Here is a 21,715-nt window from a genome sequence, read left to right as displayed (position 1 = left end):
CCCACGCAGTTCCGTTTTAGCTAGCTAAATTCATCAAAGGCAATATTACTTTCTGGCACACCTTTGTCGCGCAGCAACCGAATAGTGTCATCCATTAAGCCTTTAGGCCCACACAAATAAAACTCAGGTTCACCTTGCTCAACCACATTCTGCCAGTTTAACGCCAGCACGTGCTGAGCATAGCCAGTCGCACCCAGCCAGCCTTTGTCCGGTCGTGACAACACCGGGTAGTAATGAAAATGCGGATACTGCTTCGCCAACTCATAAAAGTAATCAACGTAAATCACATCATTTTCGTTGCGAGCGCCGTAAAAGAAATGCAGCGGGCGTGGTGGCTTATCACCTTTATTATTCCGATGCAGTGCTAACTGTTCTTCGATCAGCGCTTTAAGTGGCGCCATGCCTGAACCTGCGCCAACCAGTACCATTGTCTTATCGCTACCGGGGCTAGCGTAAAACTCTTCAAAAGGCCCCAAGGCCTCAACCCGGTCGCCAATGCGTAAGTTACCCAGATAGTTCGAACCGATACCGGGTAGTACGGACGGGTTCTTAGCACTTTGTAGTTTAATGACAAACACTAACTCGTTTGTCGTATCATCTATGCCAGCCAAGGAATAGCTCCTGCTACAGGCACCGTGTTGATAGTTTAATCGGTCAATATGCTGCCAGTCCTGTTGTAGCAACTCAGGCACATCCAAGGGTACCGAACAGCCACTTGCCTTAGGGATAAAGAAGCGCATAAATGCACCAGCTTTATATCGCATAGGAATCTTCGATTGAGTAGTAAAGCGCAACTCTTTAATAAAAGGGCTTAAAAATTTACTGCTAACTAATTCCAACTGGTACTTCTTCGCATCAGTTATGTCCATTAATGTCATATGTTCAACATCATCACTGAAGTGCTGACAAGCCAACCGGTAACCCTGTTCTAGTTCGAAGCCACTAAAATGCTGAAGATCCGCGGCGGTAGATTTAACATTTTGATTTATCATAATGCGGCATCGACCACAGGTACCGCCACCGCCACATGTTGAAGGCAAGATAATATTGTGCTCAACCAAACCATCTAATAAATTTTTATGATTGGAAAAAGCCACCTGTCCCAGACTTTTTTGGTTACGGTCAAATAACTTAACGGTGGTTTTGCGAGCAAACAGCTTAATTTTATACTGGCCGCGTAGAGCCAGATCTATGGTCCAGACTAGACCTGTACCGCTAAGCCATAGGGCAATAAAGGCAAACACCATCATTAGCGCGCTGTTAAAACTGCCTTCATTGGCATAATCCATAAAATGCAGTTTCAGGAAAAAGTCGGCCAGGCGTTTATCATCATCACTGTGACCGGCAATACGGCCTGAGTCGGCTTCAACATAAACGCTGGTGTTAATTTCATCGGCAAAGTTAACCTGCCACACTGGATTCTTTTGTTTGAGCAAATCGGCAATCGGTGGCTGCAGCAATGTTGCAGACACAATTTCTCCCGGCCCGTTATATGATGCACTGGCCAACTGTCTGGCAAAATCAACATCGAGCGTCACTGGCAAACCTGTCCGCGCATCGACCAAACTGTGTTTGTTGACAAAGTTAGCGTACAAACCGCGCTGATGGTTAAGCAAATAATAGGGTTTTTGCGCTAACTCAATTAACGACAGCGTGGTGCTGGGTGCATATTGCCGTAGCACGTCGGCTGGCTCCTGCAACGCCAGCGTATTCCAGGCCAGCGACGGATGCTGATGCACTTTGTAAGTGTGTCCTGCCGCTTTGGTATGATCCATAAAGTTGAAGTACATGCCACTACCCAGCCAGATAAGAAACTGAACACCGACGATAACGGAGGCCCATTTATGGATTTTTCTGACCAAATTCATCGTGCTACTCCTGCTACGTGACTGTCATTGCTATCAGGAGCAAGTAATGCTTCATCTGCTTTGCGAAACACGCGGAAATAGGCCAGCACTAGTCCCAGTACCGAGGCTAAAATGCCTAACATGGTGAACCAGAACAACAGGCTGTTATCAATATCTGCACCATCGTCATAATCCATCACATGAAAGCGGAACATCCAGTCAAACAGGCGCCAGAAACTATGCCGTTTACCAACCAATAATCCCGTCTCAGCAGACACATAAATTGCCGGGGCGCCGAAGTCCGTGAAATTTACCCTCCAAGCTGGCATGACCGCAGGATTGAGCTCAAACGGGGCGTTTTCACTTATCAACTCAGCACTTTCGACTGTGCCTGCACCGCTATAATAGAAGCGGGCAGCTTTTTCTGCCTGAGCCTGGTCTAACGGCGGCATTACAGCGCCGCTACTGGCATCAATGGCTAACTTTTGTTCTTCCAGTGTAAAACGATATACAACCTTATCCAGATAACGCCCCAAGGAAATGGCTTTTGCCTGCGGATAGTGTTGTAACAAACTTTGCAGTGAGTAGGTGACCTGCTGTGGATCGATTTTATCCTGTTCATTATTAACCAAAGTATCGCCATGGATATAATCAATATCCAAAAACACCATATAGGCCCCGGTTACCGACCAAACCATAAACTGCAGGCCAATAAACGCCATCAGCCATTTATGGTATTTTCTGCTGATTTTCAGCAGCCGCATTGATTTATTCATTATCAGCCCTCTAGTGCGGCTGGTTCACACAGCAGCTTAGTAACTGCACATGAAACCATTCGTTCCGTTCAACTCATTGATTTTTACTATTGAATAAAGTAAGCACCTGAGTGGAATGGTATACAAGCATTCCACTCAGGTGCTACCGGTTAACAATGACTTAGAACTGGTAGGTGGCGCGGATGAAGCCGCGGCGTCCTAAAAGATCATATGTCATAACGTCAGTGTTGGCATCGTTCCATGACGTCAGATACGGTGCTTTTTTGTCGAAAATGTTGTCGACACCCAGGCTAAATGTTAACGCATCACTGTAGTACCATGAAGCTGATATATCGGAATAGGTAACTGAACCGACAGATTTACCAAGTGGGTCGGAATCAGTACCATTGACATCATCTGCACTGCCGATATAACGCAAGGAATAGCTTGCTGACCAGTCATCTGTCATCACGCTGTAGCTAAAATTACTACGCCATTCAGTGTAACTTCCTTGGTCCTCAGTAATAAAACCTACTTTGTCGATAGTAGGTTGGCCTTGGAATGGAGTGCTTTCATGTTTTAGCAAACGGGTGATGTCTAAAGTCGCTCGGCTGCTCAAACCAAAAAGGTTAAATTTGTATACCGTGTTAAGGTCAACACCGCTGACAGTTTCTACCGCAGCATTCACCGGGCGCTGATTCAACTCATTAACCTGGTGAGTTACCGGATGCCGGGTAAAGGTATCGCAGAACTTCGCGTTACCGATAGGGTCTTCATAGCATAACCGCAGCATATCGGAACCATTAACAGATGTAATAGCTTCGTCAATTCTAATATCGAAGTAATCTATCGTCGCAGAAAAACCTTCAAGGAATTCAGGCTGCCACACGATACCTACTGTGGTAGTGTCAGCCGTTTCCGGTTCCAGTTTGGGGTTGCCGCCAACACTGGTCAGAATTGTCGTGCCGTCCTGTACAAAATCTGCGGGTACACCTGCCGCCTGGCAGTTTGTAGCTATCGCGCCGGTAGCATTTTCACAAGGGTCTATCGTGCGTAGGTTTTCGCCATTGGTACCGCCGAAGAGCTCAGTAATCACTGGTGCACGAAACGCTGTTGAACGCACAGCACGCAGCATCAGGCTGTCGTTCACACTCCATGTTAAACCCATTTTGTAAGTCGTTTCCGCGCCTGCTGTGTTGTAATCGGAGTATCGTGCAGCTAGTTCAACTGATAACTGTTTAACCAAAAACTCATTGGCCAGCAGAGGGACGGATAACTCACCAAAAATTTCATTGACATCATAACTTCCGCTGATGGGATCCTCTAATCCGTTACGCAGTACCGTGGAATCGGGATCTCGCCATCCTTTTTCTGTTCGACTTTCAGCACCGATAGCAAAACCTAGACCGCCTGCTGGTAGCTCATATAAATAACCATTCATATTTGCAGACCAGACACGCATTTCATTGCCACCGGTTCCTTCACGGCGGTATTTTACGTAATCAATAACGTCTTGCGTCAGCTCGTTTTTCCCGAACCAGTCACCACAAGGAATACCATTGCTGTTGTCATAGGTGCAAATGCTATCATCTAAAGTTTGTGCAGCTCGGTCTGGGTCAATATCAAAGGTCCAGCCATCAGTACCAGTATTGCGGCCATAGTTATAAGATAAGTCCCACTCCCAGCCATTGCTTAATACACCGGTTAGCCCCGTTACAACCCGAACAGTATTAGTTTCCTGGAAAAAATAAGGCGCGCCCAGTTCGGTATTACGCCGACGTAAAAACTCTAGATCCTGACCGGTAGGGTTGTATTGAAAATCGGCATCGACTTTGATACCAGCGAAACCATTCCTCGGTGTAACGATTTGCTCCCCCTGCCGGTTAGCGTAACTTGCTTCTACAAACAGCTGCACCGAGTCATTAATGTTGTAGTTAGCAAAGCTGGATATATTTATCCGCTCCATTGGGCTGACAGCATTGAGATAAGGAATGGAGTTAAAACTGTGTATTGCACTGTTATAAGGGCCATAGTTGTTACCGTTCGTGGCGGTATCTGGATCCAAGTTAAACTGAACCTGAGTTCCGTCAGCCAATAACGCACGACCACCTTCGCTGGTGGTGCTGCCAAAACACTCAAAAGTGCCATCTTCTGTACCGTACTTTGAGCATGCAATACGATCAGATTGACGCACCGCAGACGTGTTGTTGTAACTCAAATTTACAACCACATTACCCTTGTCAAATTCGCCGCCCAGTGTCAGGCTCAAATCCTGATTTTCAGCATCGCCCTTATCCGACATACCAGCCTTCACGTTTAGCTCAGCGCCGCTGAACTCTTTTTTGGTGATTATATTCACCACACCGGCCACCGCATCGGCACCATATACAGCCGATGCGCCGTCTTTTAAAACTTCAATTCGCTCAATCATTGATGTCGGGATCATATTCAAATCGACCGAACTATTGGCACCAGTACCTCCGCCGACGACGCGACGGCCATTTAACAATACCAGAGTACGCTTTATACCCAGGCCACGTAAATTGACCTGCGCGGTACCATAACCACCACTGGTCCAGTAAGCGTTGGTAGCGTTACCAGCCACACCAGCTGAAAAAGACATTTCCTGCAGCAGGTTTTCTACATTAGTAATACCTGATGCACTGATATCAGCTGAGGATATAACCGATACTGGACTAGCTGTTTCAATATCGGTACGTTTAATTTTTGAGCCGGTAATTTGAATACGTTCAACTGGCTCACTGTCTTGCGCCTTCGCTTGCGTGGAAACCGCCACCGCACCGGCCATCAACATCGCGGTATATACACGACTAGGCGTCATATTTATTGCTGTCATTGAATGTTCTCCTGAGTAGCATTTGTACCAGCTGAAGCCGGAATTTATTATAAAGTCGCTGCTTGCTCAATTGTTATACAACAGCATACCGGTATATACAACAGCAGTTTTGAAATTAATTTTCTAAGATTGCCTTGGTGAATACCGATTGAGTTGATTAAAAATTGACAGCGTAGCCGCGTGGTATATACTGGCACAGTGTTGCTGACATGTAACTTGTGCGAAACGCCCATTTAGCACCGATCAAACGTGGAAAATCTGTTGGCGGAAGTGCAACCCAGTATAAAATTACCGTTCACGCATTGAGGTGTAATGGTATAGCTGTATATCCACTTCAAACTTATTGTTAATAGGTAATATGGACATTGCATGAAGCTGCCAAAGTACCGCCTCATTTCTAATGAGATTAAAAAGAAGATAAGTGCCAGTTTATGGAAAGCTGGCAGCCAGATCCCGTCGGAAACCGAATTGGCCAACCACTTTTCGGCCAGTAGGATGACCGCGCGAAAAGCCGTCGAAGAGCTGGTCAACAGTGGCGTACTTGAGCGCGTTGCCAGTGTAGGTACATTTGTAAAGGAACCTGCCGCGCAAAGTTCGTTATTGGAAATCCGCAATATCGCAGACGAAATTCGCTCCCGTGGTCATGTGCATAAGATGACCGTGTTAAGCAAGCTGACGCTAATCCCCAACGACGCCATCGCATTTACGCTGTCACTTAATAGCAGAACGGTTTATAAAATTATCATCGTGCACTCAGAGAATGAGCAACCTATTCAGTTGGAAGAACGTTATGTAAATGCTGAACGGGTGCCGTTGTTTTTGCAGCAGGATTTTAGCAAGATAACTGCCAGTGAGTATCTAAACTCAATAGCACCAGTCACTGAAGCTGAAATAACGGTAGAAGCGGTGATGCCTACGAAAATACTAAAGCACAACCTTCAAGTGGACGATGGAGTACCGTGCCTGAAAGTCACCCGGATTACACATTCTCACGGCCAACCGATCTGTTATGCAGTTCTGTATCACCCTGCCAACCGGTTTAAACTCACAAGCCACCTGGATATCAATGCTTGATTTTGCCCATGGTGTAATTCACGTACACTTCGTTTAATATTCAATAATACAGTCTAAATATTACTGGCTCTGACGGTTACTAGGCACTTTGCCATAGCAGATGTGTAGTTCCAGCTAAGAGCTTTGAGGAAAGTATGTGAACAATAAGCCTCTTGCATTACTACAACCTTGTCGCTGAAGATATTTCGCATAAAAAGACATTGACTGCGGATAATCATTCCGTAACTAGGCAGAAAGCAGTGCAAATTCTGCAGGAATGGTATTGGACTGGATTTGTTGTCACTTGTAAAACTTCTCGCTGACAATAGCAAGAAGGGAATTGTTTTGATGTTACCCGGGTATCGCTGTAATCAATGGTATCAGGTGGGCGAATCACATTCTTGCTATACCGAAGCACTGAAAAGCTTAGGAACCCTAATAGACAGAGTTCGGGTTCCAAGGTAAAGCGTTACTACAACATAGCAATTCTGGAACGCCACGTTTCATTGCGCTCTATGATGCTATTGGCATTATTTATCCAACTGCTGTAATGCCCTTCCGACACTGATACTGAAATTTGTTTCAGCTCAGCCATACTATTGTAAAACGCTACGCCATTATCACTTCCGTAAGACTCAAATAAGTAACGTGTAGCACTGCTTAATACAGAGGTTCCTCTTGCTAATGGATAGACAACTCGCTCATGCTGGCCTTGCTCAAAACCGGGTGAATGATGAAGAACAAACCGACTGTTTGAAATCAGGTTTTTTAACTCAGTAAATGGTACTGCCGGCAAGTAGCAATGGGAGCCGTACTGATGCGTCTTATCCCAGTTACTACCGACAATGGTTAGTGCAAGCCCTGCCTGATGACATTCTTTTATCAGCGTATTTCTATCACGCCCTCGTAAATATAAATCGCACCGCCGAAGGAAAGTTACAATCTGTTCATTAAGCTGAACGCTTGGCGATATTCCAGACTGCATAAATCCGAGCATTCTTAACACATCTGAAATGCTGCGAACATTAGCGTCGGTTAACTTCGCTGCGATATTCGGGGCGACTTTATTGATTTCAGCAAAATGTGCGCTTTCATCTGTAAATGAGGCTGGAAAAAGAATGCCTTTCTTCTGACTAAAAGGGACATATTCAGCTGATAGTTCAGTATCGCACACTGCATGCGGCCAGAACTGAGCTTGAATACCAAGTTGTGATAGGAAAGTGACATGCTCTTTGTCTACACAGAGAAGCTTTGCTTTGGTGCCATAAAATCGCGGTAACAAGTGGATTGGATGGTCAACTAGGTAAGTGTAAAAAGGGATCGTCGCGAGCTGCGGCAATTTGTTTATCAGCTCAACGGCCAAGGCGTTGACCGACAGTACGAGTTTTAACTGAGTTGTATCAATAAGTGATAGCTGGCTGAGCAGTTCGTCATCAGAGCTTTTATCTTTTAAGCTAACCTCATATACCCGATATCCAATCAGCTCAAATGCCCGTTTGATACCGTTTATGAAGTCGTCTACTACACCATACTGAAAACTGCCGGAAAACAATAATACATTTTTGGACATGCCATATGGTTCCTATCAAGCAATTATGTCGTAGAATTACACTCAAAATTGAGGATTATAATCCTCAATTTTGAGTGTAATTGGCTAATAGTTGGAAGGCAATTTTTTAAGTTATGGGTACTATTTGAAGAACGTTGTTACTCATAGGCATACAGAGTATGCAGTGATAGCAGAAGGATTTCTTTTACTCGGGTAGAAGATCTCTGGGATGACAGTTGAGAACTGAAGCCAGCTTGTACAGCATTTCTAGAGTGACATTTGCTTCACCCCGCTCTATTCTACCGATATAGCTTCGGTCAACTTCAGCGGTTAAAGCGAGATTGTCCTGGCTCAAGCCAATTGCCTTACGCTGCTTTCTCAGATTGAGTCCGAATTTGACCGAAATGGTGCTCATTACACTTCCTCATAAGTAGAAGTGCACTATGAGAATTTAAGGACTCATTCGCCACGGATTATAGTCCTCACAACAATCTTGGATAGTTGATTTGTGTTTTCTAATTGGGGAACTGTATTTAACGATTCTCTGAATCGCGATTAATACCTAAATCCTAACCATTCCCTTTAAGCACTGCACCGGCAGTAGAGGTTTACTAGTTACCCCTAAACCATAAATTCAGGCTTACTCTAAGTTTAAAGAGATTGGTGGACACTAATTAATCAAACCAGAGTCTACAAATCATATCTTCTCTTGAAGAAATGATGGAAGCCTATGCATAAGCAGTGAAGACGATACGTCTTGGAATAATGAAGTCCTTAGATAAGGGTTAGACGTAAATAGTTTGCCTTCTTTGAATTGCTCTAGTAACGATTTGACATATTCAGAACCGGTTTCAATTGTTAATTTTTCCGTTTCAAGTTCCTCAACATCTTCAGATTTTATATTGCTCACATTTTCGTTCGGATCATATACAGCCCAAGTTGTTCCTGAGTTGATTTTAGCCTCAATGAATCTTGATCTAGCCAGGCTGAATGCAGCAAAACGCACATCATCCAAACTGGTATTATTATCCAAAGCATGCTGATAAGCATCAGCTAACTTTGCTTTATCAGCACTGTTGAGGAACGAATATACTGAGCCACTGCTTGCGTTCACATCACCCGGTTGTGTTTCCGTGATATTCACGCCTTTAGCAACGTCTTCTACCACTCTTTTTATTTGCTCTGGGGTATACTCGTAACCTGATTGTCTGGCAATTTCATTTACTGAATTTCCAAGTATTTCAATACGCTTTTCGGCTCCAATATAAACAGGGGAAGGATTTTGCTGAGCAGTACTTAGAGACAGCTGGTATAAATAATTCAGATTTTGTCCCTGCTGACTTAACCCAACATTAGAGATTTTGGAGTCATCTATTTTGCTGTTATTTGATGAAGATCTGCTCAGAGGATCTTGGGCTTTCGTTTTTCCCGCCTCGAAATTCATCTTATCATTGTTAACTAACATCCCTTCCCCTCAGTGATCTTTAATAGTCGTAGGTGACTCTTATGGTGTTCAAGACATTATTGTCCCAGTGAGCAAAATATGTGCCACCTGTGAGAGTATACCGTAACACCATGGTACCTCTGGCATCGAACCCATTGAAGTGTCCAGTTGAACCGACAGGATTGCTTGAAATATCTAAGCAAGTGAAATCGCTCGATGTGTTCGGCTTGCGATAACATAGGTCAACTGTTTGAGTATCAAAATTATTCTCAAAGTCAAACCATTCCCATTCAACATTAGTGATCTGAGTACCCAAACGTGGGGTTTGCAGGTCATAAAATAAGCTCTGAGTAAAACTTCCATCGAAGTATATAGTATAGTTTGTTTCCTTTTTTTCCCAAAAACCTGTGGCAGCTGTAGCGGCTGTAGTGAAAAAAAGCGCAAATAAAGCCGAGGGAAATAACATTCTGATAAATTTCATCTTTATTCCTTGATATACGTTCAAAGTCCGATTGGACCTTTAAAAGGTAAGTCCTAAAATAGGTACCGTCAACCTTTTTAACCACATTTATAATCTATAATTTACTTTGCAATTACCTTTTAGTGACTTTATGGGAAAACTGTTTATGAATAACCGCGAATACACAAGGCACTTTCCATTCGATTTTGACACGAACCAGTCCCACCGATTTTCTTTGCTTCAATGCCTCTCTAGCCCATTCTGTTACAGGTAACAGCAACTAGAAATCAGATTATGTGCGGTAGACTTAACGTAATTGACGATACCGGCGTTAGAGAACTGTGTGAAGGGCTGCAGATCCGGCTTTTCCCAGAGCGCCAGCTATTCAGCAGGTTTATCAGGGCTACCAATCAGGTCAGTATTACCAGATAGAACGGTGATGTTCGCAGGACCGACAACATCCCCGAAAGCATATAAAAACTCCCCAATAAAATTTATGTACTTTGCATTATACAAATTTCACTAGGGAGTAGATGTTACATTACAAAACGCTGTTGCACATATCATGACATAGAGTAGTACACCAGGTAGGCATCGGCTACTAGACTTAAACAACCACCAACGATTTACGCCTTTTTGAAATGAATTTTATTTAAACATTAATGCCAAATTTATCAAAAGTAATATCAAAAAACGGCGTTAATATATTGGTTTCAAACTCAGTGAGCTCCTTTTCAGGTACTGCCGTAAAAGTTGAACGGTCATTTGGCGCCCACCATTTCTGTGGCCCTAGATATCCCCCATTAGGGGCAGCAAGTCGAATTAGTCGAAATGGCCTATCAACCCACCCATCACCTTTTAATGAGAAGATATTAGCCGGGCCAATAAGTTGGCCTAGTAAATAAATTCCTTTATTTCCATGCGTAAGATAAAAGTAATCACCAATATCTGCTCCTATAAAGTTTGCTCCTTGAGCTTCATGAGACTTACCTTTGGCCGGAGTGTCTGAATGAACATAGACCAACTTATTTTCGATCGTGTCGGCCATATCTTGATAACTAAAAAAATCAGTGCCTTGGGAAAGCTTCCAAAATTTAGGTGCCATTAAATCGTCCATTTAGTTTATGATTCAAGGCCGTAAATTATCAGCACTAATAAGTTTGAGTAAAGCAACTTTACGATTTTAGAGCTCGCGCTATTTTTGTAAAAAGCTCTAAGGTTTTATCCACCTTGCCGCCTCCAAAAAGCTATTAATTCGGCTATAACCTCGTCATAATCTTTCCAGTCATAATCCGCCATTAATTTCCGCAACTGCTCCCTTGTATTAATGTACACTCTAACTTGTGTCTTATCTTCCATATGTTTGCGGTTACGATAGACCTTAAAAAACATGTCTCGGCCTTCGTAGTCAAGCTCTTCCAGTATTGCCTCTGCTTCTGCTACAAATTTCTTTATTTCAGCTGGTGTCCGCTTTTTCCGTTTAAGTAAAACCTCCACTCTTGAAAGATGTGACTTGCTACCATGCACTTTTACCGCATTGAACAAAAATCGAATATCTTCACGCCACTCTTCGTAACTCAATTTTTGCTTCATAAACACCCCAATTGAGAGCTCTCAATGATTGACATATTCGCCGTTACTGCGAACTAAGTTCATCGCAAATCTTATCGCAGTAACGACGAATAAATAAAGCTTCATCTCAACAAAAAATCGCCGTAACTGCGATGATTTAAGTAAGTTGAATTTCATTAAAATGCAGATAGCTGAGAGCTCTCAACTGATAATTCAACGCCGAAAATTCTTCATTTATTTTTTGCAATTCCTAATTTCTTAAAACTGTAAATCAGTAATCGCTAGGCCATTCGGTATGTGCATCTGATGAATGTGTGTAGTTCGCATTTTCGTCAACATGCATACCAAATCAAATCTGTAAATCAAAAACTGATCGGTAACCACTTACCGAGACAGGTGAATAAACTTTGAATTAGGACAACTCATATGAACCGCAAAATTGAAAAACGCAAAGTTAAATTTAAAATTCAAATGCCGGAAGTAAATTCAGAGCACTACGAGCTGATAGAGAAAGCGCTTCAAAATAAACATTTTGAGTTTAGTAAGTACCATAAGGCTATGGTGATTGAATCAATTGAAAATACATCTATCCTTCAAAAACTCACTCTGCTTGCAATCGAACTTCGTGAGGGCTGGCGGCAATTTGGTTGCTCGTCAATGAAGAATTTTCTTTTAACAAATTTAGGAGCTAAATACTCAACTCTCAACCGGCGGTTAGTCGCTGCACGAGTGGAAAATCGGATTGGTGGTCTCAAGATGGTCGGTAAATTTAACGACGCTCCACTTTTTCAAATGAACAAGCTGACTAAAGAACAATGCGAAAACGTACTTCATTACATACTGGAAAAAACAAAAACTCTGAACACCAAGAAATCAGTCACTAAAAATTTGGTTGTTGAAGCAATGATAGCTTTGAAACTTAAAAAACAGCCTTCATCGATTGCGCAAGAGCCTGTTCAGCAACTTGAAGCAATTCTGTCTAAATTTAACACCTCTGAAAATTCTCTGGCAGCACTTGCAGAGACGCTGAAGAGCCAATTCAAGAAAAGCGTTATCCGCAAGCTTATAAAAGCCTTAAAGGATGCCAGTTAGTATTTGTGTATCGACACAGTTTGAAAATGTTAGATGTTCCAACGTATTCAAACCAATCTTGAAATAGTAAGAACTCTACTTACTTTTCAGTAATTGTCGAACCAATACATTGAGCAATCAATCGAGCAGCCGGTACTCCCTGGCTGCTTTTCTCTACAACCACTCCCATCACTAATTTCTCTTAAACGTCGTACAAATTTGACCAATTACTGTTTTTAAGGAAGTGATATTCCATGCGAATTAGACCACCCATAGATGAGCCAAATAGCGCTTTTGCGCGAACCTCACTTTTTCACAATGAATTTTTGAATGATTTTTTTAAAAAGAATGAGTTAACGAATGCTATTAAAACAGCGCATCAGCGCAAAATTAATGCATGTACTACTGTGCCACAGTTCCAACATGTCAATAACACTGCACAAGTTATAGATGTCATAACCGACCATGATATTGCAACAGAACAGGAACAGCTTATAGCTAACTACGTTCAGAATATCAGTGCTGAATTGGTTGATATCGACTATCTAACTCTAGCAGTGGATCTGACAGAAAAGGATATCTGCTCACTGCTATCTAAAGAAGACGGGATCTTAAGAGTAAAAACTAAGACCAGAAATAGCCACCTGACTGTTACCAGTCTCGCCGCTAAAAATAAAAATAAGGGTTTTAAAAAGGCTGACACCAAGCCCTTTTTCACTAAGTGCTTCGAACTTAAAGTTGATGGTGATGCGTATAAATATGTGAACATATATTTCGCAGACAAATCACATCCAAGAAATTCTGGCCGCACCTTGCCTCACAATTTAGAAATTGAGTTTATTCCCTCACGTTTCGCACCGTGGATGATAGATCTAGTGTTTTCACACTTAAAGTCTGTCTTAAAAACCAATCGTTACCCGCAGCTGATGAACAACTCACGAGTGCTTCGAGTCGATTTAGGCATGAACATGTTTGGCGTATCTCAGCTGTTTTGCTTTATCGATACCATTAATAAAAAAGTCAGCGCAGGCTCCTGTTATCCCGAAGATCAAAACTGCCTGACCATGACGACAAACCTTGGGAGTGAAGATAATTCACGTGCATCTGTGTATGACAAATTGGCAAAAGAACTGACCAAACAATTTGAAGAAATTGTGGTAGGACTTCAAGAAAATATTAACGACTTACTAGAAGAAATCGGTGGGTATAACAAAGCGTATAGCAAACTACTTCCAGTCGCACGCTATGAGTTTAAACATGAAGATGAGTTTTATTTAACTGGGGATAAAAAGTCGGGTATTGGGAAAAAAGTTACACTTCACCTTGACCAGTTGGCGCAACTAAAACCTGAGTTTGGTAATACGATATTTGTTAAACCATCAGCACTACAGCATGTATCACCTCGCATACTAAAAAAGTTAGTTCGTGACAAGTCGGTTGACGAAATGAAAAAGCTAAGGGAGCTGTTCAGTGCGGAAGACGCCTACCTAAAGTTTGATGAAGAGAAAGTACTGGCTGCATTTTTACCGCATTTAACTCAACTGCAGTCAAGCATATTGGCGCCTCAGAAAGTTGGTTTTACATCGAACTTCAACTACACACAGGCAGTTAATGAAGCGCGAGATTCACTTCTGCCATTTCAGGAAATACTGCATGAACGCTGCTCAGATCAGGACGAAATAATCACATCGGACGTGCAGAATATTTATGTTGAGGGTACACCTGGCTCTGGCAAAACGACGACGATGATTAAGCGTATCAGTTACCTTATAGAACAAAAAGGTGTATCACCAGAGCAAATCTGCGTGCTTGCCTTTACTAATAAAGCAGCGAATCACTTTAAAAAGCAACTGCTAAAAAAGTGTCCTGGCGCTATTCGTGTGACGGTGAGCACGTTCAGTCGTTGGTGTAATCAGACAATGAAGAAGTTTAGTGATCTCACAATACTCAACGCTAATGATGCAGAAACATTGATTAATCGCTTTATAGACAGTGTAGGTAATCAGGAGATCTGTGGCAGTGTTTCGCTGCGTAAGAAGGTGGTAAGTGTAATCAATCACAGTACTAACTTTGCCAAACCACACGTTCCTACATCTATTAAAAAGCTCGCGCCTGAACTTCTTGAGTATGAAGAATCGGTATGTCGAGTGTTCCTGCGTTATAGCAAGCACAAGAAGCGGATGCGTCTGCAAGACTTTAATGACATTTTACTTATTATGAAAACGAATCTGGAAAACGTCGAGTTTGCGAAAACTCTCGCGCAACAGCAGAAATATATTTTTCTGGATGAAGCGCAAGATTCAAGTGAAGTGCAGTGGGAAATTCTAAAAGCATTGAGCCAACAGAAAGCCAATATCTTCTGCGTTGGAGACCCGGCACAGTCGATATTTGGCTTTCGTGGCGCAAAGGTTGCGGTATTAGAAAAATTCACAATGATGTTTCACAACGCAAAGAAGTTCGCGCTGAGGAAGTGTTATCGATCCAATAACGGCATCGTTAATTTTTGTAATGCTATTCGTCAAGGTATTAGCGGTACGTTGTCGTTAGCAATATCACAAGATAAGAGTCAGTATCTGCCAGTATTAAAACCTGTTTCTGACTTTACGCAAGCTAAGGCAGAGCTGCTTCAAGATCTGAAAAAGATTAAAGCGCTCAGCACAAAGAAAAGCGTTCTTGTTTTATCAAATTATAAAAAACTCATTGATGAACTTAAGGAAGCCGCAAAAGAAATAATAGAGGGGATGGACATTATTTTTACCAACACTCACAAAGGTAAAGGGTTAGAAGCTAACATTACGCTTGTTTTTGACACGTCACTTGGCAAAGGCAAACTCTCTGCCCGAAAGCAGGAAATGTGCAATCTGTATGTGGCATGTTCGCGTGCCAAAGACAGACTAAAAGTTTTCTACAACCCAAGCTGTTTGCCTTACTACGACACTTCAAAAGGTCAGAGTAAAAAAGCAAGTACCACCAACATTCTGCATGACATTCACCACTCACTTTATAAGTAGTTGACCATCCCATCTTTAGTAAAGTAACCGTGTCAAAAATGCCGCTCGCAATTCCACCAACACCAGCGCTACCATAGTGTAGCGCTCTCTCTTGCGCTCCCCTTCTCACCCTATTTCAATCTGATTATCACTATCTAACGAGGTGCTCTATGAGTACAGCTTCGCCGTATTCGCTTTACCTAAGCAGGCTGTCGGCTAATAGCAGAACGTCTATTTCGTCACAGCTTCGAAGTGTCGCTAAAATCATGAATTGGCCGGTTGACGATGTTAGCCGCTTCAACCAAGTTAACTATCAAGACATGCTGCAAATACGTGCCATGCTGCAACACGCTGGTTGGGCTGCACGCTCAATTAACCGGGCACAAGTAGCTATTCGCAATATCGTCAAAATCGCTGTGATGATGAAGCTGGCCGATAGCGAGCAGTTAAGTCAGCTAAGTAGTCTGAGTCAGCTAAAACACGCTGAATATCCCGGCACCGCGCTAACACAGAAGCAGGTTCAGGCGCTATTTGCGCTACTAGAACGCTCAAGAACCGAAACAGGCATACGTAACATTTCGATGTTTGCGGTACTGCTTGGCACCGGTCTTCGTCGCAGTGAACTGGTGGCGCTTGAGCTTAAAGACTTCGATGCGAATAAGCAGGCGCTGTTGGTGCGTAACGGTAAAGGCAATAAATCCCGCACGGTGTTCTTACCTGATTGGAGCCTTAACCACTTAAAGAACTGGTTAACACTGCGCTCAAGGCAGCCCGGTTATCTGTTTTGTCCGGTGCAGGCCAGCGGCAAAGTGAAACTGACTACCGGACTAAGTGTGTGGCTGGTACTGAGGCTGGTTAAAACCAAGTTGCAGCGAATCGGCGTTGAAAATGCCTCACCGCATGATTTACGCCGTACCTTTATTACCCGCTTACTTGAGCAGAATGTCGATTTAAATACCGTGCGGCAAATGGCCGGTCATGCGTCTATTACCACGACCACCATCTACGATAAGCGGGATATGCAGTTTATGCAGCAGGCGGCGAGGTCGTTAAGTTATGGCAGCAGTAATGGTAATAGCGGGAGGTAACGATGATTACCCCACCCCGTACACCGCTTCCCTGTCATTACCTGGCAGCCTTTTATGCCAAACAAGTAATTAGCCTGATAGACGTTGATGTCGCAATGACAAACGTTAACCGCACCATTTTAAAACGCATTACCGGCCAGTCGTTTGAAGATGCTGAGCTGACAAGTGAAACCGCCCTTAAACACCTGTCCTTTGTTGATACCAAGCCAGAGCTGACTGAGCGTGTTGAGCAGAACCTTGCCACACTATGCACCTTGTTTGGCGTGGAAGCTACGTTTGGTCCTGCTTTGGGCTTTCTGGTGTTGATGAACGTCAATCAAGGGCTTAATCAGCTGGTCGATTTTGTGGGCGGTTACTTTGAAGACAAAGCACTGGAAAAGCTGATGTGTGATGTGTCGGGCTTAACGGCGACGGATGTCTCACATAGCTTATCGGTGTTGCAGCAAAACGGCGTAATACTGGTAGACCGGTATCTGAATGAGCTTCAAGACATCACGATTCCGGCCAGTATGCTTTATGTGCTGACCAACGAGACGATAGAGAGTAAATCGCAGTTGCTGCAGCATGTGTTATGCGCCAGTGAGCCTACTCAGTTATCGACTAAGGATTTTGAGTATGTCGATGTGGCGCTATTGCAAGGCTATCTGGCCGAGGCCGTGAGTCAGCAGCTTAGTGGCGTAAACATTCTTTTGTATGGCGAAGCCGGTAGCGGTAAAACGGCACTGGCTAAAGTGTTGGCGCAGAGTTTATCCGTTCCACTATATGAAGCCCGCAATATGCGTATGGACGATGGCTTTTTGTCAAACGAGTTTGGTGCAAAAAGCTCAGACACCCAGCGTATTCAGTACATCACTATGTTGCAAAGCTTAATGGGCGGCAGCGCCATGATGTTGCTGGTCGATGAATGTGAAAGCTTGTTTTACAGTGCGGATACGCATTACTCCAAAGAGTCTGTGCATCGTCTGTTAGAGCAAAATGCTGTGCCGACTATCTGGATAACCAACTACGTTGACCAGTTAGAGCACAGTTACATTCGCCGCTTTAAGCTGGTGATGCCGGTTAATGCCCCCAAAGATGAAGTGCTGGAGAAAATGAGCCGCACTGAGTTTAAAGGTTTAGGGGTAAGCAGTGAGTTTCATGTTCAGCTGAGTAAAACCCCTAACCTGACACCGGCACTACTTGCTAATGCCTCCCATGTTGCCAGAACACTGGGCGTGAAGCGTAATCTGGCACAAGGCGTTATTGAAGATGTGATTGAAAACAGCCTGACCGCCTGCGACTTGTGGGATGACAGTATGCGTTATCAGGCAGAGCTGGCGTTTGATATGTCGCTACTGAACATCAAACAGTCCGGTGCGGTACTCAAGCAGATAAACCATGCTGTTGCGACTAATGCGCCAATTCGGGTGTTGATTAGTGGTCCGCCGGGCACCGGTAAAACCGCGCTGGCGCATCACTTGGCCGAGCAACATAAGCGTGAACTGAAGCGGGTATTAAGCTCGGATGTGCTGAGTAAATATGTCGGCGGCTCTGAGAAACAAATCGCACGGCTCTTTCAGCAAGCACACCGCAACAACCAGATGTTACTGCTTGATGAAGTAGACAGCCTACTGACCAGCCGGGAGCGGCTAAACATGCACCACGAGCGGCAAGTGGTTAACGAACTGCTGGCGCAGCTTGAGTGCTTTAGCTACCCGCTGTTCGCTGCAACTAATTTCGAAACAGCTTTGGATAGCGCTATATTACGCCGCTTTGATTTCAAGTTGCAGTGTGACTACTTGAGCACGCCGCAAGTTTTAACGCTGTACAAGCGCACTGTGAGCGTTCCACAGCTATCGACGTTAGAGACTGCGCAGCTAAGTTCGCTCAGCAGATTAACACCCGGCGATTTTGCACTTTTAACCCGTCGTTTGCGCTTTAGCGCAGCGCACGAACATCGTCAGTTAGCGCTTGCCGTGCTGACCGATGAAAACAACCGCAAGCAACCTAAAACCCCCATCGGCTTTGTGAAATAGCCACTAAGCCAACACTATAAGGAAAACACACTATGTCTATATTGAGTTCGCTCAAGGTTATCGCTCGCCCAAAAATTGAGCCCAAACCACCCATCTTAGGCAAGCGCCTAAAACTGATTGAAAAGCTGGATGAGCAGCAGGCAATGGCGCAGGCCATGTTAGATGGTCAGGCTTATGAAGCCTATAAAGATAAAAAGGTGAAAGACCCCGAAACCGGTGAGCGCAAAACCGTACGCACACGCAAAGCGGTTCGCCCCTGGTACTTTGATGACAACGAGCACTACTACTTTGAAATCAAAGTTGGGCTAAAAACGCTGGAGCTGGAAAAAGGCAAAGCGGCAATCGATGTCGGTAAGAAAGAAGACTTACCGACCGTCATTAGCACCATCATCAAGGCCGTTGAGAGCGGTGAGCTGGATGCGCAGATCTTACAACTGTCACCGGCAAAACCTCCGAAACCGCCTAAAGCCAAAACCACGGATAAAAAGTGATGCCATATGGCCGGTCACTGTGCCGGCCAATTCATTCTGTCAGGTTAAAAAACGTTTAGCAGGTTTTGGAGGTGCATTTTGGCAACCCTGCGAGAAATAGAACTGACCTACCGCTTTAAAGAGGTGGACTGTGACATTACCGGTAAAACAGCTAACAGCCCTGAAGTCATCGGTAAGCTTTTTGACTACCTCAAGCATGAAACCAAAGAAGTGTTTATCGTGGTGAACCTCACCGCACAGCACGAAGTGAATTGCTTTGAAGTGGTAGCAAAAGGCACTGCCGATGCAATCAGCACAAGGCCGGTTGAGCTGCTACGCACGGCAGTCATTTTAAACTTAAAGGCGGTTATCCTAATTCACAATCACCCATCGGGGTTAAGTGAGCCGAGCCAAGCCGATGTGCGCTTTACCGAGCGGGTCATCGAGATTGGCAACATCTTAAATATCACCGTGCTGGACCATGTGATTATCGGCCTTAACCAACACACTAGCATGCGACAAACCCACGCTCATATTTTTAAGTAAACACCCTATTTATTCAGGAGTAAACATTATGCGTATTCAGTACGAGGGCTTAGCTTTGCCTGTAACAAAGCGATTTATCGATGCACTGATTAAAGCCATCGAGCCACACCGAGAGCCACTGGCAGAATTTGTCTGCGTAAACTTTCGGGACCCGAAATACAGTGCAGAAGATGGCGGCTACCACCCGGTTGAAATACTGCTTACCGGCACCAGTGGCCGTTATGACATCTGTTACATCACCGACTTTTGTTATGCCGGTATTGGTGATTGTGCAGAGCTGGTGAAGTCTTTGGACTTCGAGTTTATCGCTGGCACCTTTCAGGACATGACCGGCTACTACCCTATCGAAGTCGCCAGAGAAATCTATCCGATATGGGAAGACAACTTTTTAACCTACTGGCTGGATATGGCAGTTTTTGAGGTGGAGGTGATTTAATGGAAGCATACAAACCAAAGCGGGGTGAAGCCCACCTAAAAGCCAGCCCAAAGCGAATTGCACTGGGTAATTGGTTGCGGGAGCAGCGAAATGCTAAGGGGCTAACAATGCGTGACCTATCAGCCATCAGCGGCAAGCCGCATAGCTACTTTGGCAAAATTGAACAGGGTATTCGGGGATTGGATATCCTAGAGTTTTTGGAGATCTGTCAGTGGTTAGGTATCGATTATCGCTCATCGATTAACCAGGTAAATAAACTGTAATTTCATTCTTTTCAGAAAAAGCTTGCTTGACCATCAAGCAAGCATCACTACCCTAATTGACCATTTCCACAATAAGTAAAATCCATATCCTCACCCCACACACGTTTAACCTACCCTTCAACTATCGATCATGTCGTTTTGAACTTGACTAGTGTCCAAGCATTTCCTATATTCGTCAATCGTCGAATAACGATAAGAATTTCTATGAACAAACTCAATTCTGTCTCCAATGATCAACTGGCTGCTATCGCCAAAGCAATTGCACATCCTGCCCGCATACAAATTATCCGTCTACTGCTGAGCAAGCCTTCCTGTATTGGTGGTGAAATCACCAGCGAAGTTGGCCTCGCTCAATCAACCGTGTCAGAGCACCTACGCATATTAAAAACGGCAGAAATCGTTACCGGTGAAATAGAACACCCTCGGGTGTGTTACAGCCTTAACCCTGAACAGCTATTGCCGTTACTGGATTTGTTACAGCAGATTGCCAGCAGTCAAGTTACCAATGATGAAACGTGCTGTGTCTCAGCAAACGATACTTTGATGTGTAAATGACGGTGCAATCATGAAGAACATTCTCTTTCTGTGTGTAGCAAACTCAGCCCGTAGTCAGATGGCCGAAGGATTAGCCAGACACTATCTGCCAGCGAATATCGTCGTGCAAAGTGCTGGCTCTGAACCTTCGGCACTTAACCCCTATGCGGTTAAGGCAATGGCTGAGCTGGGTATTGATATCAGCACGCATTATTCAAAAGCGGTTGAGGATATCGACAGCAGTGCCGTGGATGCGGTTATCACTTTGTGTGCAGAAGAAGTGTGTCCGGTATTTCTGGGCAAAGTTCAGCGGTTACACTGGCCGATAAATGAGCCTTCCGCAGGCCGGGAAACACCAGAGCAGCTATTGCAGGGGTTTCGTATCGCCAGAGATGAGATTAGGCAGCATGTCTTATCGCTCTGCGCATTGCTGTAAGTTCTTCGGACACGGTTTGTACTAAAGGGGATGAGTGAAATATGGGGATTTTTGAGCGGTATTTATCAGTGTGGGTGGCGTTATGTATTACCGCAGGTGTTGTGCTTGGCAATCTAATGCCCGGTGTGTTTCATGCGATAGCGGCGATTGAATACGGGCAAATTAACTTAGTAGTGGCACTGCTGATTTGGTTAATGATTTATCCCATGATGGTACAGATAGACTTCGGCGCAATTAAGGACGTAAGCAAAAAGCCAAAAGGTATCATGCTTACGCTGGTGATGAACTGGTTGGTTAAACCTTTTACGATGGCCGCACTGGGCTGGTTG

At 44.1% G+C, this 21,715-nt stretch carries 21 protein-coding genes; 12 read left to right on the top strand and 9 right to left on the bottom strand.

All coding sequences use genetic code 11. The features are described from left to right. Positions 1-20: 20 nt before the first annotated feature. From LHL18_RS12605 to LHL18_RS12595, 3 genes are all read right to left on the bottom strand, one after another. A complete protein-coding gene (locus tag LHL18_RS12605; protein WP_226767339.1) occupies positions 21-1,868 on the bottom strand; it encodes a 2Fe-2S iron-sulfur cluster-binding protein in 1,848 nt (615 codons plus the stop codon). After that, positions 1,865-2,623: a PepSY domain-containing protein gene (locus LHL18_RS12600; protein WP_008224194.1), complete on the bottom strand. Its 759-nt coding sequence runs from the start codon at positions 2,621-2,623 to the stop codon at positions 1,865-1,867. The genes LHL18_RS12605 and LHL18_RS12600 overlap by 4 nt, the downstream gene beginning before the upstream one ends. Before the next feature lie 160 nt (positions 2,624-2,783). Further along, positions 2,784-5,459, bottom strand: a complete 2,676-nt coding sequence (locus LHL18_RS12595) for a TonB-dependent receptor (protein ID WP_226767338.1) — start codon at positions 5,457-5,459, stop codon at positions 2,784-2,786. A 369-nt stretch (positions 5,460-5,828) separates the two neighbouring features. Here LHL18_RS12595 and LHL18_RS12590 point away from each other — a divergent pair, with 369 nt between their 5' ends. Continuing rightward, the gene (locus tag LHL18_RS12590; RefSeq protein ID WP_008224191.1) at positions 5,829-6,533 is read left to right on the top strand and encodes a UTRA domain-containing protein; all 705 of its coding nucleotides are present in this window, start codon (positions 5,829-5,831) and stop codon (positions 6,531-6,533) included. Between the two features lie 451 nt (positions 6,534-6,984). Here LHL18_RS12590 and LHL18_RS12585 read toward each other — a convergent pair whose 3' ends face one another. The 6 genes from LHL18_RS12585 to LHL18_RS12560 form a co-directional block, all read right to left on the bottom strand. After that, a complete protein-coding gene (locus LHL18_RS12585; protein WP_226767337.1) occupies positions 6,985-8,082 on the bottom strand; it encodes a glycosyltransferase family protein in 1,098 nt (365 codons plus the stop codon). Positions 8,083-8,266: 184 nt separating this feature from the next. Then, positions 8,267-8,476: a helix-turn-helix domain-containing protein gene (locus tag LHL18_RS12580; protein ID WP_134059653.1), complete on the bottom strand. Its 210-nt coding sequence runs from the start codon at positions 8,474-8,476 to the stop codon at positions 8,267-8,269. 282 nt (positions 8,477-8,758) lie between these two features. Next, positions 8,759-9,526: a hypothetical protein gene (locus tag LHL18_RS12575; RefSeq protein WP_226767336.1), complete on the bottom strand. Its 768-nt coding sequence runs from the start codon at positions 9,524-9,526 to the stop codon at positions 8,759-8,761. 19 nt (positions 9,527-9,545) lie between these two features. Continuing rightward, positions 9,546-9,986 (bottom strand): hypothetical protein, encoded by a 441-nt coding sequence (locus LHL18_RS12570; RefSeq protein ID WP_134059648.1) that lies wholly within the window; start codon positions 9,984-9,986, stop codon positions 9,546-9,548. Positions 9,987-10,617: 631 nt separating this feature from the next. Further along, entirely contained in the window at positions 10,618-11,070 is a 453-nt protein-coding gene (locus tag LHL18_RS12565; RefSeq protein WP_134059645.1) for a hypothetical protein, read from the bottom strand. Between the two features lie 116 nt (positions 11,071-11,186). After that, the gene (locus tag LHL18_RS12560; protein WP_134059642.1) at positions 11,187-11,558 is read right to left on the bottom strand and encodes a hypothetical protein; all 372 of its coding nucleotides are present in this window, start codon (positions 11,556-11,558) and stop codon (positions 11,187-11,189) included. A 405-nt stretch (positions 11,559-11,963) separates the two neighbouring features. Here LHL18_RS12560 and LHL18_RS12555 point away from each other — a divergent pair, with 405 nt between their 5' ends. The 11 genes from LHL18_RS12555 to LHL18_RS12505 all read left to right on the top strand — a co-directional run. Next, on the top strand, positions 11,964-12,629 hold the full coding sequence (locus LHL18_RS12555) for a hypothetical protein (protein ID WP_134059639.1): 666 nt from the start codon (positions 11,964-11,966) through the stop codon (positions 12,627-12,629). A 233-nt stretch (positions 12,630-12,862) separates the two neighbouring features. Further along, on the top strand, positions 12,863-15,619 hold the full coding sequence (locus tag LHL18_RS12550; protein WP_134059636.1) for a UvrD-helicase domain-containing protein: 2,757 nt from the start codon (positions 12,863-12,865) through the stop codon (positions 15,617-15,619). 149 nt (positions 15,620-15,768) lie between these two features. After that, positions 15,769-16,686, top strand: coding sequence for a tyrosine-type recombinase/integrase (locus tag LHL18_RS12545; RefSeq protein WP_166670489.1), 918 nt, complete (start codon positions 15,769-15,771; stop codon positions 16,684-16,686). Between the two features lie 2 nt (positions 16,687-16,688). Beyond that, positions 16,689-18,701, top strand: a complete 2,013-nt coding sequence (locus tag LHL18_RS12540; RefSeq protein WP_226767335.1) for an AAA family ATPase — start codon at positions 16,689-16,691, stop codon at positions 18,699-18,701. A 32-nt stretch (positions 18,702-18,733) separates the two neighbouring features. Next, positions 18,734-19,192: a DUF6641 family protein gene (locus tag LHL18_RS12535; protein ID WP_134059267.1), complete on the top strand. Its 459-nt coding sequence runs from the start codon at positions 18,734-18,736 to the stop codon at positions 19,190-19,192. 78 nt (positions 19,193-19,270) lie between these two features. Beyond that, positions 19,271-19,717, top strand: a complete 447-nt coding sequence (locus LHL18_RS12530) for a JAB domain-containing protein (protein ID WP_134059264.1) — start codon at positions 19,271-19,273, stop codon at positions 19,715-19,717. A gap of 28 nt (positions 19,718-19,745) precedes the next feature. After that, positions 19,746-20,153 (top strand): DUF2787 family protein, encoded by a 408-nt coding sequence (locus LHL18_RS12525; protein ID WP_134059261.1) that lies wholly within the window; start codon positions 19,746-19,748, stop codon positions 20,151-20,153. Between the two features lie 74 nt (positions 20,154-20,227). Then, positions 20,228-20,416 (top strand): helix-turn-helix domain-containing protein, encoded by a 189-nt coding sequence (locus LHL18_RS12520; protein WP_134059300.1) that lies wholly within the window; start codon positions 20,228-20,230, stop codon positions 20,414-20,416. 204 nt (positions 20,417-20,620) lie between these two features. After that, positions 20,621-20,971, top strand: coding sequence for an ArsR/SmtB family transcription factor (locus LHL18_RS12515; protein WP_134059258.1), 351 nt, complete (start codon positions 20,621-20,623; stop codon positions 20,969-20,971). A 10-nt stretch (positions 20,972-20,981) separates the two neighbouring features. Continuing rightward, on the top strand, positions 20,982-21,386 hold the full coding sequence (locus tag LHL18_RS12510) for an arsenate reductase ArsC (RefSeq protein ID WP_226767334.1): 405 nt from the start codon (positions 20,982-20,984) through the stop codon (positions 21,384-21,386). A gap of 41 nt (positions 21,387-21,427) precedes the next feature. Continuing rightward, positions 21,428-21,715 (top strand): arsenic resistance protein (locus LHL18_RS12505; RefSeq protein ID WP_404817937.1); only part of this gene is annotated, 288 nt, incomplete at its 3' end.

Source organism: Rheinheimera aquimaris (assembly GCF_020531985.1).
GTDB classification, from domain to species: domain Bacteria; phylum Pseudomonadota; class Gammaproteobacteria; order Enterobacterales; family Alteromonadaceae; genus Alishewanella; species Alishewanella aquimaris.
Note: the sequence above shows the minus strand (reverse complement) of the source record. Positions and strands in the feature narration are given on the sequence as shown.

Coding starts and splice junctions, on each gene's coding strand:
- LHL18_RS12605 (WP_226767339.1), bottom strand. CDS start 1,868: ATGAATTTGGTCAGAAAAATCCATAAATGGGCCTCCGTTATCGTCGGT.
- LHL18_RS12600 (WP_008224194.1), bottom strand. CDS start 2,623: ATGAATAAATCAATGCGGCTGCTGAAAATCAGCAGAAAATACCATAAA.
- LHL18_RS12595 (WP_226767338.1), bottom strand. CDS start 5,459: ATGACAGCAATAAATATGACGCCTAGTCGTGTATATACCGCGATGTTG.
- LHL18_RS12590 (WP_008224191.1), top strand. CDS start 5,829: ATGAAGCTGCCAAAGTACCGCCTCATTTCTAATGAGATTAAAAAGAAG.
- LHL18_RS12585 (WP_226767337.1), bottom strand. CDS start 8,082: ATGTCCAAAAATGTATTATTGTTTTCCGGCAGTTTTCAGTATGGTGTA.
- LHL18_RS12580 (WP_134059653.1), bottom strand. CDS start 8,476: ATGAGCACCATTTCGGTCAAATTCGGACTCAATCTGAGAAAGCAGCGT.
- LHL18_RS12575 (WP_226767336.1), bottom strand. CDS start 9,526: ATGTTAGTTAACAATGATAAGATGAATTTCGAGGCGGGAAAAACGAAA.
- LHL18_RS12570 (WP_134059648.1), bottom strand. CDS start 9,986: ATGAAATTTATCAGAATGTTATTTCCCTCGGCTTTATTTGCGCTTTTT.
- LHL18_RS12565 (WP_134059645.1), bottom strand. CDS start 11,070: ATGGCACCTAAATTTTGGAAGCTTTCCCAAGGCACTGATTTTTTTAGT.
- LHL18_RS12560 (WP_134059642.1), bottom strand. CDS start 11,558: ATGAAGCAAAAATTGAGTTACGAAGAGTGGCGTGAAGATATTCGATTT.
- LHL18_RS12555 (WP_134059639.1), top strand. CDS start 11,964: ATGAACCGCAAAATTGAAAAACGCAAAGTTAAATTTAAAATTCAAATG.
- LHL18_RS12550 (WP_134059636.1), top strand. CDS start 12,863: ATGCGAATTAGACCACCCATAGATGAGCCAAATAGCGCTTTTGCGCGA.
- LHL18_RS12545 (WP_166670489.1), top strand. CDS start 15,769: ATGAGTACAGCTTCGCCGTATTCGCTTTACCTAAGCAGGCTGTCGGCT.
- LHL18_RS12540 (WP_226767335.1), top strand. CDS start 16,689: ATGATTACCCCACCCCGTACACCGCTTCCCTGTCATTACCTGGCAGCC.
- LHL18_RS12535 (WP_134059267.1), top strand. CDS start 18,734: ATGTCTATATTGAGTTCGCTCAAGGTTATCGCTCGCCCAAAAATTGAG.
- LHL18_RS12525 (WP_134059261.1), top strand. CDS start 19,746: ATGCGTATTCAGTACGAGGGCTTAGCTTTGCCTGTAACAAAGCGATTT.
- LHL18_RS12515 (WP_134059258.1), top strand. CDS start 20,621: ATGAACAAACTCAATTCTGTCTCCAATGATCAACTGGCTGCTATCGCC.
- LHL18_RS12510 (WP_226767334.1), top strand. CDS start 20,982: ATGAAGAACATTCTCTTTCTGTGTGTAGCAAACTCAGCCCGTAGTCAG.